General features: G+C 59.6%; 9 protein-coding genes. 5 read left to right on the plus strand and 4 right to left on the minus strand.

What is annotated here, in order from left to right; translation table 11 throughout:
- The first annotated feature begins 57 nt into the window (after positions 1-57).
- Positions 58-2,511, plus strand: a complete 2,454-nt coding sequence (locus AC1RAC_RS20760) for a TonB-dependent siderophore receptor (protein WP_492616947.1) — start codon at positions 58-60, stop codon at positions 2,509-2,511.
- 62 nt (positions 2,512-2,573) lie between these two features.
- On the opposite strand, the gene AC1RAC_RS20765 is transcribed toward AC1RAC_RS20760, so the two are convergent.
- The 4 genes from AC1RAC_RS20765 to AC1RAC_RS20780 form a co-directional block, all read right to left on the minus strand.
- Positions 2,574-3,830 carry a type II toxin-antitoxin system HipA family toxin gene (locus AC1RAC_RS20765; RefSeq protein WP_230182965.1) on the minus strand — a complete coding sequence of 419 codons (1,257 nt, stop codon included), beginning with the start codon at positions 3,828-3,830 and terminating at the stop codon, positions 2,574-2,576.
- Positions 3,772-4,131 carry a helix-turn-helix domain-containing protein gene (locus tag AC1RAC_RS20770; protein ID WP_198790410.1) on the minus strand — a complete coding sequence of 120 codons (360 nt, stop codon included), beginning with the start codon at positions 4,129-4,131 and terminating at the stop codon, positions 3,772-3,774. The genes AC1RAC_RS20765 and AC1RAC_RS20770 overlap by 59 nt, the downstream gene beginning before the upstream one ends.
- Positions 4,132-4,336: 205 nt before the next feature.
- Entirely contained in the window at positions 4,337-5,041 is a 705-nt protein-coding gene (locus AC1RAC_RS20775) for a DUF3142 domain-containing protein (RefSeq protein ID WP_127880576.1), read from the minus strand.
- Positions 5,038-7,200 carry a PA5441 family protein gene (locus AC1RAC_RS20780; RefSeq protein ID WP_262020069.1) on the minus strand — a complete coding sequence of 721 codons (2,163 nt, stop codon included), beginning with the start codon at positions 7,198-7,200 and terminating at the stop codon, positions 5,038-5,040. The genes AC1RAC_RS20775 and AC1RAC_RS20780 overlap by 4 nt, the downstream gene beginning before the upstream one ends.
- Positions 7,201-7,393: 193 nt before the next feature.
- Here AC1RAC_RS20780 and AC1RAC_RS20785 point away from each other — a divergent pair, with 193 nt between their 5' ends.
- From AC1RAC_RS20785 to AC1RAC_RS20800, 4 genes are all read left to right on the plus strand, one after another.
- Complete coding sequence (locus AC1RAC_RS20785) at positions 7,394-8,974, plus strand: glycosyltransferase family 39 protein (RefSeq protein ID WP_492616948.1); 1,581 nt, start codon at positions 7,394-7,396, stop codon at positions 8,972-8,974.
- 32 nt (positions 8,975-9,006) lie between these two features.
- Positions 9,007-9,252 (plus strand): DUF2789 domain-containing protein, encoded by a 246-nt coding sequence (locus tag AC1RAC_RS20790; RefSeq protein WP_054922428.1) that lies wholly within the window; start codon positions 9,007-9,009, stop codon positions 9,250-9,252.
- A 100-nt stretch (positions 9,253-9,352) separates the two neighbouring features.
- Positions 9,353-10,825: a Fic family protein gene (locus AC1RAC_RS20795; RefSeq protein ID WP_054922426.1), complete on the plus strand. Its 1,473-nt coding sequence runs from the start codon at positions 9,353-9,355 to the stop codon at positions 10,823-10,825.
- A gap of 100 nt (positions 10,826-10,925) precedes the next feature.
- On the plus strand, positions 10,926-11,210 hold the full coding sequence (locus AC1RAC_RS20800) for a hypothetical protein (protein ID WP_125919887.1): 285 nt from the start codon (positions 10,926-10,928) through the stop codon (positions 11,208-11,210).
- The last annotated feature ends 53 nt before the right edge of the window (positions 11,211-11,263 follow it).

Here is an 11,263-nt window from a genome sequence, read left to right on the forward strand (position 1 = left end):
CCGTTCGGGATACCTCTTGAAAGCCAATCAAGAAGCGTTCTCACGGGGAGTCCTGCCATGTCGCACCACCCAATCCAACCTTTGGCCCGCGCGCTGCGTCGTGGCCTGTTTGCCGGCCTGCTGGCAACGGCGCCTGTACTGCCGAGCATGGTTCAAGCCGAAGAAAGCACCGAAGCGCTGCGCAGCTATGACATTCCCGCGGGCAGCCTCGACCAGGCGTTGAACCGTTTCGCCAGTGCCTCAGGCATCTTGCTGTCGGTTGACGCATCGCTCACCGACGGCAAGCGCAGCGCCGGCTTGAAAGGGCGTTACGGCGTAGGTTCGGGGTTGCAGCGCTTGCTGGCGGGCAGTGGTTTGGCGGCGGTGCAATCCCAGGGCGGTTGGTCGTTGCAGGCCCTTTCCGGCGACGGAGCCTTGCAGTTGGGCGCGACCCAGATCAGCGGCCGGCAAGAGCAGGAAAACGCATGGGGCCCGGTGGACGGCATTGTCGCCAAGCGCAGCGCCTCGGGCAGCAAGACTGACTCGGCGCTGGTGGAAATCCCCCAGACCATCAACGTGATCACCGCCGCCGAGATCAAGGCGCGTGGCGCCCAGAGTGTCACCCAGGCGTTGCTCTACACCCCAGGTATGAGCGCTGGTGGTTTTGCCGACCGAGTCAAATTGTTCGATGAGCCGACGTCACGCGGCTTCTCGCCCACGCCGCTGTACCTGGATGGCCTGCACCTGCCTTATGGCGGCGGCAGCACAGGTGGCGCGTTGCAGATCGAGCCGTATTCCCTGGAGCGCATCGAAGTGCTCAAAGGCCCGGCGTCCGTGCTTTACGGCCAGAACCAACCGGGCGGCATCGTCAATATGGTCAGCAAGCGCCCCAGCGAAACGCCGATACACCAAGTGGTACTGGAAGCCGGCACCTACGAACACAAAAGCGCGGCCATCGACCTGAGCGGCCCGCTGGACGAGGAGGGGCAGTTTCTCTACCGCCTGACCGGCCTGGCGAATGACGCGCAAGACGAAATCAACTACGTCGAAAACAAGCGCCAGTTCATCGCCCCCAGCCTCACCTGGCGCCCCAACGACGACACCAGCCTGACCCTGTTCGCCCAGTACCAGAAAGACAAAGGCGTGCCCGAAGCCCAAGGCCTGCCGGCGTCCGGCACGCTGTGGGACAACCCCAACGGCAAGATCAAGCGCGATGTGTTTATCGGCGAGCCGGGCGTCAACCAGTACAACCGCGAGCAATACGTGCTGGGTTACGAAGTTTCCCATCGCCTCAACGACATCTGGACCCTTAAGCAAAACGCCCGTTACGCCGAGGTCGACGACCGCTACACCGCGCCCTTGCACGGCTACCGCTTTGTCGCCAACCCCAACACCGGCGTGCAGGACCAACGCTACCTGCAACGCTTCGGCGTGGACTGGTCGCAGACCAACAAAGTGTTCGGCGTGGACAGCATCGCCCAGGCTGAATTCGACACGGGCGCACTGTCCCACACCTTCATCGTTGGCCTGGACTACTACCATTCCAACTCGCAGTTCCATGGCCTGTATGACCGCAACCCGCCGATCATCGACCTGTTCAAACCGGTGTACGGCCAGCCCTTGAACTTCGGCCAACCGTACCGCTGGGACCGCACCATTACCCAGACCGGCCTGTATCTGCAGGACCAGATCAAGCTGGATAAATGGGTGCTGGTACTCGGTGGCCGCTATGACTGGGCGAATGTGGTGAACAAGGAGCCGATACAGGACACCCGCTTTGCCAGCAAAGACCAGGCATTCACCGGCCGTGCGGGCCTGGTGTACCTGTTCGATAACGGCGTGTCGCCCTTCGTCAGCTATTCGGAATCCTTCCTGCCGCTGGCCGGCACTGATGCGAACCGAAAACCCTTCGAACCCTCCACCGGCAAACAGTACGAAGTCGGCGTGAAGTTCCAGCCGCCGGGCCAGAAGAGCTTCATCCAGGCCTCTGTTTATCAACTGGATCAGGAAAACGTGCTGACCACCAACCCGGTGGACACCACCTTCAGCACCCAAAGCGGCGCCCTGCGCTCGCGAGGTGTTGAACTGGAAGCCAAGGCCGTCTTGAGTGATGCCTGGGACGTGGTCGCCTCGGCTGCGCGCAATGACGTCAAATACACCAAGGACAACGATGGCCGCCAAGGTCGCCACCCGGCCGGCATCTCCCCACTCACCGCCTCGATGTGGGTCAACTACACCGTGCTCGGCGACACGCCCTTGGCGGGGCTGGGTGCAGGGCTTGGCGTGCGTTACGCCCGTCAAAGCCTGGGCGACTACTACGAAGGCGCCTTCAACGTGCCGTCCTACAGTGTCTACGATGCAAGCCTAAGCTACGACCTGGGCGCCTCGCCGCTCAAGCTCAAGGGCGTGAAGCTGGCGATGAACGTGCAGAACCTCAGCAACAAGACCTACGTCTCGCAGTGCACCAGTGATCTGGATTGCTACTACGGGGAAGGACGCACGGTGGTGTCGAGCCTGACCTACGATTGGTAACTTAGCGTTTAGGTGATATTTGCTGCGGCGCGCACCCTTCAAGGGTGCGCTCTGTTGCCGCCCTACACCAGGTCCGCTGCAAATCGTGTACACACATTGGAAAGCATGCGCACCTCGGCACCGCTGCAGCCTGCTGCTTCGAAAAAACCGGAGGCTTCTCGCACGACGGCATACATATCCGTGACGATGGACCTTGCTTCATCGGCCCCCAACCCAAAGCGTTCAGGCGTACTCAGCAAATTACTGACAGACGATAACCGGCCTTCATTGCCGATGATGAGCGCCTGCAAGCCTAGTTGGGTAGGGTGGGGCAACACGTCAAATACTGGCGCAAGGGAATAGCCCGAGGCGCTGGTCAGCAGTAGCCCGGTTTGTTTCAGGTGGTCGTCGCTATTGCCGATGAGCACATTGAAAGCCATACGCTTGTAAAGCTCACGCATGTCAAAGGTGGCATCGTCGCTGACCTTCTTCAATACGTCGGCGATCCTGGAGTAGGAAACGGCACCGTCAGCCGCATCAACCCGCATTCTCGGCTTCTCAGTGCTTACCAGAGAGTTGCAGCTGACATAGTGCTCGCGACCAGCGGCTTCATGTCGGTCAAAACGCTCGACCATCAACACCGGTTTGCCGGCGACCTCTACCAACTTGTGCTTGGCTGCGGGTAGACCTGCTGCATCCGCCATTTGAAGGCTGGCGAATTCCGCCCGTGGCTGGTCGAACACATCGTCGCTACGGCCGAGTTTAGCTATCCATTCCTTGCCTTCATGGGTCACGGTGACCTTCGGCCTGGCGCCGCCCATGGAACTCCCAAACTCGAATAACCGTGCGATTTCCGCAGGCAGGTCGACGTCACCCTTCTCGACTCGATCAAGGCCCACCATGATTTTCTCAAGGTCTTCAAATTGCGGGGGTTGGTGCAGGGTTGGCAGCTGACTTCTTGACGCACTGAACAGCAGGCAACCCACTCCTGCTCCCCGCGAGGCAAGCAGCCATTCAACTTCGTTTTGTGGATGCTGTTTGTGGGTCGCCAGCAGAACACGCCGACCCCAATTATCGGGCGTTGCATCGTCGAGCACACCAAACATGCGCGTCGAGGAATACTGGTTAGGGGTCAGTGGCAAACTCAGCGGGTCAATCGCAAATGCGTCGGGCCGTGCGAGCCAACTGTTGGCGTAGCGAAAAACGAATCCATTCCCATGCATGGCCACTTCGCCAACAGGGACCGGGTCACCGACTAAGTGAGCTGAAAAAACAAAGGCATTACCAATCGGCTTCCAGGACATCGTGTTCTCCTTCAGTGCGAATTCGCTCAGGCTCACGGGCGAGGCTCATGGTAATGCCAACTTGGTCAAGTTCTGGTGACGCAATGCTCGCCATACCTTCTTCCAAGTCCATCGCGCTAAGTACATTCATCAGCACGCCGAGGGATACGCCGGCCTCGCCCTGCCTCAGCCGCTGATACGTCTGCCGCGTAATGCCCGCGCGGCTGCATATGGTGGAGATTTTCAACCGGCGACGAATGCGGGCTACTTCGATACCGTTCCCGATACCTCTCATTAGCTCAGCGCTTCTCTCTGAGATGTACCCTTTGTGCGGGTAGGGTTTCGCTGTTTCTTGCATGATATATCACTCTTTAAAGCAATAAAGGTAACTTATATCATCCAAGCCTCTAAGGCCACCTGCAAAAAACCGGCTCGATGCTAAGGTTTTTTGTAGGAGCGAGCTTGCTCGCGAAAAACTCACAGGCGCCGCGTTCAATCAGGAAACACGCGTTGTCGTTGACGTTTTTCGCGAGCAAGCTCGCTCCTACAGGTGTTACCAAACTTCAAAGATTCTGCAAAAACACCACATACCCCCGAAACCACTCATTGCCCCGCAGATACCCCGGCTCTTGCCACTCCCCGCCCTGAATCAAGCCAATCTTGAACGGCACGCCCAGCCGATTCATCCGCGGCAAATACGCGGCATAGTCAGGGATGCTGTGCCGCCCCTGATACGTCTGCACCACCACTTCATCCACCACGCCTTTGAGCTGGGCGATGGCGGCCGGGTCGGCGTTGCTGCTCCAGTCCATCAGCCCGGTGATGCTCAGGCGCAGGTCGGCGGGCAGGCGTTGGCGCAGGTCGCGCAGGAAGTCGGCGTATTCGTGCAGGTATTGGGTGCGGGCATCGAAGTCGATCTGGATACCGACCACCGGGTTGCCGGCGTCACGCCAGCGTTGCACCTGGCCCAGCACCTGGGTGTAGACCCGTTCCGGCCAGCGCAGGGTGTGGGCGCGGTACACCACCCAGACGTCGCCTTGAGTAATGCGCGGCACGCTCATGCCCTGGGCGATCAGTTGTACACCGCGCTGGGGTGCGCGGCGCGTGGCGTTGATCTGGCCTTGCAGGATGTACAGGGTTTTTGCCTGCTTGATGACCGGCTGGGGCGTGACGCCACTCCACAGCCAGAAGGCGTCGTAGTCGCCTGCGTCAACGGCGCCAAAAGCCGGGCTTGCCAGCAACAGCAAGCCTAGCCACAGCGATTTCACCAGTAGTACTGCAGCGATTTGCCCCACTGGGTATCGGCAAAACCGCTCTTGAGTTGGCGGAACCATGCTTTGCGCACTGCCGGCGCAACGTCTTCGCCGCCGCAGCTGTTGTAGCCGGCCGGCGCGTAGCAGTTGATGGCGCGGAACAACGCATAGGCCTTGTCGGTTTTCGGCGCCTTGGCGTTGGCGATCACCTGTTTGTAGCCGTCCAGGCGCGAGAAGGTTTCACCCTTGAAGTCCGAGGCGGTACTGCCCAGGCTGCCGGCGGCGCGGGGTTGTTCCAACGGCATGCCGTCCAGGCCGTTGCGCAGGATGAATTCACCGAAGCAGTTCAACGCGTGCGGGTTTTTGGCCTCGTTCTGCAGGGTCGCCGCGGTTTGCGCGATGCTTGGGCACGCGTACCCAGATTCGGCCTTGTCGCCGTTCCATTGGAACAGCTTCAAGGTCTGGCCGCTGGTATAGGTGTAGCCCAGGCTGGTGCCGAGTTTGTCGTCAGAGAGCGAGGCCTGCTTGAGGTCATCGGCGAAGTTGGCGTACTGGCCGCGCAGCAGGTCTTTGTAGAGGAGCACGAATTGCGCGCTCTGACGCTCGATCGGGTCGCTGGCGTTGGCGATCTGCTGGCGTAGCAGGTCGGGGCCGGCGACGTTGCGCAGCAGGATGTAGCGCACTTGCTTGGCGCTGATCGGTGAGTCGGCGGCGAACACCTTGGCCAGTTGGCCGCTGCGCTCGTAGTTCATGGCCAATGCCAGCTCCAACTGGTCACGTTGCAGCGGTTGCTTGGCCAGCGGCAGCAGTTGCAGCCACAGGGCTTCGGCGCCTTTCCAGTCCTGCTTGGCCTCCAGGGCGAGGGCGCGCAGGGTCTGTTGGCTGAAGGCGAAGTAATCCAGGCTCGATGGCACATCCGCAGGCAGGTGCTTCAAGGCCGTGTCGGGTTGGTGTTCGACGTACAGGGCATAGCTGGCTTGCAGGAAGTCAAACAGCGCGGGCTCAGTGGCGAAGGTGCTCTTTTGCTTATCCAGGTCTTCGCGGCTCAACAGCGGCGGGGTGTGGGCCCGCATCGCCATCAGGTCGCTGACCACTTGCAGCATCGGGCTGTTCGCGGCTTTGTTGCCGACCATCAGTAACTTGAGGTCGGCCTCTTCCACCAGTTCGTCCACGCTCACATTGCGCTGGGCGTCGGTGGCCTCGGTGAATTGCCAGGTGAAGTCTTCGGCAAGCTTGGCGTCGTCGTTCGCCAGCCAGTGCACACGGCGCAAGAGCCCACGGGCGGAGGCGACGTAATCGCCCTGTGGGTAAGTTTTCAGGTAACCGAGAAAGCCTTGCTCGGCATCGCTCAGGGCCGACTTATCCACATGCTCGCGTTGCGGCATGCCGTATTCGTCGAAGGCTTCGGCCTGGGCCTGATTCAGCGACGTACGCGCAGTCATGTACAGCGCCGTTTCCTTCAGCCACGGCACATCGCTGGTGGCGGCGGCGGCGAACCCGCGCTCGGCGTAATCGAAGCGCCCGCTGTAGAAATCGCCGGCGGCCTGCAAGTAGGTACGAAACAACTGAGCATTGGCCGACGGGGTCAGCTGCGCGTCCACCACCTGGCGGCTCCAGTCACAGGTGCTCAGTAATTGCAGGCGTGCTTTGACCAACACATCGCGCTCGGCGGGCGGCATCTGGGCCTTGATCACCTGGCTGATAAACGCCGTGGCGCTGTCATCGTCATTGCTGCGGCAACGGCTGCCTTCGCCATTGAGGAAGGCCTGGCCTGCGGTCTTGTACTCCTCGCGCTTGATACCCAGGGGCTGGAGCAAAGTATCGAGTTCGGCTGTGCGTGAATCGTCAGCCTTGTTGTCAGGCTCCTCATTCGTGGCCGGAGCCGGCACCAGGCGGTACACCGGAAACGGCACCGGGCCGAACCCTTGCGCCAAATCGTCTTCGCCCAAGGCATTGGGGGCCAGGGGTGCTGCTTTTTTGTCGGCCAGCAACAGGCGCAGGTTCACTCGGCTGTCGTTGCCAGGGCTGAGAAACGGCTGGTTGCTGCACGGCTCGTAGCTGTCACGCGATACCCGCCAGTCGGGGTAGCACGAGTCGTCAGAACTGGCCTGGGCCGGTAGGGAAAAACCGGCCAGCAGGGCCAGGGCCAGAGGTGACAGCAAACCGATACGCATAACGTTTCCTTGATCCTGAGTCCTTGGAGAAGGGGCAATAATAGCCTGATCCGGCGAGTGCTTCGGTGAAGGCCTACACAAATTGCTGATTTGTCCGATTCCAGCAGCGAGGCCAGGGCTTTTGGCCTAGAGTGGCGGTGTTTGCGCATGCGCAGTGTTTGTCCTGTAAGAGGGCAGTAGTAGCGGAGTCGATATGCGTCGGTCTGTGGTAGAGCAACACGAAAAAGTCGAGGCATTGCCTGCCTTTCATCGCTTGAGCTGGGAGGGCGCCGGCTGGCTCAGCCGTTTATGGTGGGTACCGATCCTGGCGCTGGCCATGGCCCTGCGGTTTTACCACCTCACCTCGGCGGCGATCTGGGGCGACGAAGGCTCCAGCCTGTTGCTCAGCGAATACGCCCTGGCCGACCTGTGGTTTCACGCGGCCCATGATGTGCACCCGCCGCTGTACTTCTTGCTGCTGCGCGGTTGGATCGAGGTGTTCGGCGACAGCATCGGCTCAATTCGCAGCCTGAGTGCGATCCCCGGCGTGGCCGTCGTGGGCCTGGGCATCTGGCTGACACGGCAACTGTCCACCCGACGCGCAGCCGTGCTGGCGGGGATCCTGCTGGTTCTACTGCCCACTGCGGTGCGCTACAGCCAGGAAGTGCGTATGTATTCGCTGCTGGGCGTGTGGCTACTGGGCGCCACGCTGGCGCTGGTGTACTGGGTGAGGCAGCCCGAACGCGCGCGCTATTTGGCTGTGTATGTGCTGCTGATGAGCGCCGGCTTCTATACCCACTACTTCACTGCGCTGTGCGTGCTGGTGCATTGGGCGTACCTGGGGTTGCAGGCGCCGGGTCAGCGCTTGATCACGCGACCTGCCTGGTGGGTCGCCAACGTGGCGATAGTGTTGCTGTATCTACCCTGGCTGCCCAACCTGCTGGACCTGGTGCAGCACGTCGAACAGCTCAAAGTCGGCGGCGACATTGGTTGGGAAGAGCCGGTCAATCTGCTGTCGCTACCGTCGATGGTCTGGCAGTTCCTTTTGCAGGATGACGGTCTCGGCCTGTGGCCGCCGCTGTTCTGGCTGTTACCCCTGCTGCTGGCCGTGGTGGTTGTATCGACGGCCTGGCGCAATAACGCGGCGCGCCTACCGGCACTGTTTTGCCTGCTACCGCTGCTGCTGGTCTATGGCGTGTCCTTTATCTCGCCCGTGTTTATCGAGCGCTACCTCACGGTGTATGCGTTAGGCCTGCCGATAGTCCTGGCGCTTGCCATCGACCGTTTGCCGTCCCGTTTGTCCTGGCTGGGCGTGGCGTTGTTCGCACTGTTTGTTGGCGTAGAACTGCTGGGGTTAAAAAACAACTTCGAGGTGGATGAACACGACCAGTTCAACGTGCCGGTGGAGTTCGTCAATCGCAACTACCAGGAAGGCGACCGCATCGTCCTCAGCGACATGATGTGGTACCTCAGCTACGTGTATTACGACCAGACCGACGCGCAACTTCAGCTCTACACCCCCCCCAAACCCGACGGGACTGCCACTCGCCCGAACGCCTATGGTTTCGGCACACTGGTGGACCAGGACGGTGGCCGCATCTATCTGGACCGCCTCTCAGCACTGCCTGCTCAAACGCGACGGGTATGGTTGATCAGCAGCAACGAAGCCCCGGATGAATTCGCGCCGCTGCCCACCAGTTGGCACGAACTCAGTCGCCAGGACGGCGGTGGCGCCATGGCGCGGTTGTTCGTGCTATGCAACGCACCGGCGCCGCAACCTGAAGGCTGCCGCTAGACTCACTTCAACCTACTTATGAGGAACCCTCCATGGAATCGCCAGTGCACAGCCTACCGGCTTTGTTCAAACAGCTTGGCTTGCCGCACGACCCGGTCAGTATCGAGCAATTTGTCGCCTCTCATTCGCCGCTCAAGCCGGATTTGGAACTGGCGGAGGCGTTTTTTTGGAGCGACGCCCAGAAGGCATTTTTGCGGGAAGAGATTCTGGAGGATGCGGATTGGGCGGTGGTGGTGGATGAGTTGAACTTGATGTTGCGGGGTGGGCGAGGGGTGTAAAAAAATATCCAAATAAGGGCGAGTATGTAAAAAAAAATGGTGAGCGGTAAAAAAAACTGGGCTTTAATCGCCTAAGTGAATTTTTTCTGGAAAGCTCGCCATGCCAACAGTCGGATACGCTCATCTGTGTGAGGCGCTGGGTCTAAAGGTTATCGCACCCTTGAGGACTGCGATGATCAAGCCGGTGACCAGGATTACCTTGATCGGCGACTGCCTGGCAGTTCCCCATTCGGTGGCGCCCGCCCAACATGCGCTGTTTGAGCATGTGTTATTTGCGCTTAAGCATGAAGGCGTGAACCTGGCGATACTTGCCCAGGTGTTTGAACAGCTCGGCCCAGAACCGTTTTTGGACGCGCTGGCCGACTCGCCTAACGGTGCGTTTATCCGAAAAGCCTGTTTTCTTTGGGAAGGCTTTACCGGGAAAATGCTGGATCACACCCTTCCTGTTCGTGGTCGCGTTGTTCCCTTGTTCGATCCCCAGCGCTATGTAACCGGCCCGAGCATTCGCAACAGTCGTTGGCGAGTGGATTTCAACGGTTTGGGCTCTTTGCATTATTGCGCCACCGTAGAGCGAACGCCTGAGCTGGAAGCGTTGTTGGCGCTTGATGTATTGGCTCGTGCCAAATCCTTCATGGCCACCCTCCCTCCGGAAATGATGGACCGCGCCATCCAGTGGGCATACCTGCACGAAACCCGCGACTCATTTGCCATCGAAAAAGAACAACCCAGCGAAGAAAAATCCCGCCGCTTCGTCCAACTCCTGCGCCAGGCCCACGAAGGCCGGTTGCTCACCGAGGACTACTTGGTCGAGCTGCAAAACAGCACCATCTCCAATCCGTTTGACAAAGCCGTCGCGTTTCGCCACGAACAGAACCATCTGCACAACGGGCTACGCGGCGCAGCCGGTGTGAGCTACGTGCCGCCAGCTCCCGCGCTTTGCCAGGAATTGATGGAAGAGCTGATGGCCTTCGCCAACCAGCCCGTGCGAGACGTCGATCCTTTAGTGGCGGCCGCGGTCACCGCTTTTGGTTTCGTCTTCCTGCACCCGTTCATGGACGGGAATGGGCGCCTGTCTCGCTTCCTGATTCACCAGACGCTCTGCCACTACGGCGCACTGGAAAATGGCTTGCTGCTACCGGTCTCTGTCGCCATGAAGCACGAGGAACAAGCCTATCTGGAGGCACTCAAGACCTTCTCCCAGCCGACTCGGGAATTCTGGAACGTCACCTGGCTGGACGCCGACCACATGGCGTTCGACTTCATCGGCCACCCCTCGATCTATCGCTACTGGGATGCGACCCGCTGCGTCGAATTCACCCTGCAAATGGCCCGCCGCGCACTGGAAGTGGAACTGCGCGAAGAAACCGAATTCCTCGACCGTTATGACCAAGTGATCAAAGCGGTGAACCAACGCTACGACGTGCGCGGCAGCGATCTGTCGAAGCTGGTGATGATGTGCCTGGATAACGGTGGGAAGCTTTCCAAGCATCGGCGTAAGCAGTTTCAGTACAGTGTGGCGGAAGAGGTGTTTGGGTTTATTGAGGAGGAGAGCTTGAGGTTGATGGGCGAGTAAGAGGTCATCCAGTCACGCCAGATGAGGCGTCTGAAAAAAAGGAATTCCGTATCTGAGTGATGTGATAAGCGCCTCAGATGTTTTGCGAGAGCACAGTGATGTGCAAATTGTCATGTTTATGGGGGCGTTGGTTGGTTTTACAGGCCTCAATTTTCGCATCCTGTGCCATGTTTTTTCTTCAGAAAAAATCAGTCAGGTGGCTTGTCTTTTTTCAAACCCCCTTACGACTTGTGCACATTATTCCGTCCGTTTCGCTCCTGTTGATTGGCGCTCGAGTTTTCCCGCATTACAACGTACTGGCAATGGCTGGATTGATCGCTGCGTCGGAGATTTTAAAAGTCTGGAGCGTGTGGCGATGGAGCAAAAAATGCTGACGCTGACCTAATGTGGGAGCGGGCTTGCCCGCGAAGGCGGCGTGTCAGTCACTGAATATTCAAC

The sequence above is a fragment of the Pseudomonas sp. GW823-FHT02F05 genome, assembly GCF_058797315.1.

Bases quoted from the DNA above. Each gene is read 5' to 3' on its own strand.
- AC1RAC_RS20760 (WP_492616947.1), top strand. From the start codon at position 58: ATGTCGCACCACCCAATCCAACCTTTGGCCCGCGCGCTGCGTCGTGGC.
- AC1RAC_RS20770 (WP_198790410.1), bottom strand. From the start codon at position 4,131: ATGCAAGAAACAGCGAAACCCTACCCGCACAAAGGGTACATCTCAGAG.
- AC1RAC_RS20780 (WP_262020069.1), bottom strand. From the start codon at position 7,200: ATGCGTATCGGTTTGCTGTCACCTCTGGCCCTGGCCCTGCTGGCCGGT.
- AC1RAC_RS20790 (WP_054922428.1), top strand. From the start codon at position 9,007: ATGGAATCGCCAGTGCACAGCCTACCGGCTTTGTTCAAACAGCTTGGC.
- AC1RAC_RS20785 (WP_492616948.1), top strand. From the start codon at position 7,394: ATGCGTCGGTCTGTGGTAGAGCAACACGAAAAAGTCGAGGCATTGCCT.
- AC1RAC_RS20795 (WP_054922426.1), top strand. From the start codon at position 9,353: ATGCCAACAGTCGGATACGCTCATCTGTGTGAGGCGCTGGGTCTAAAG.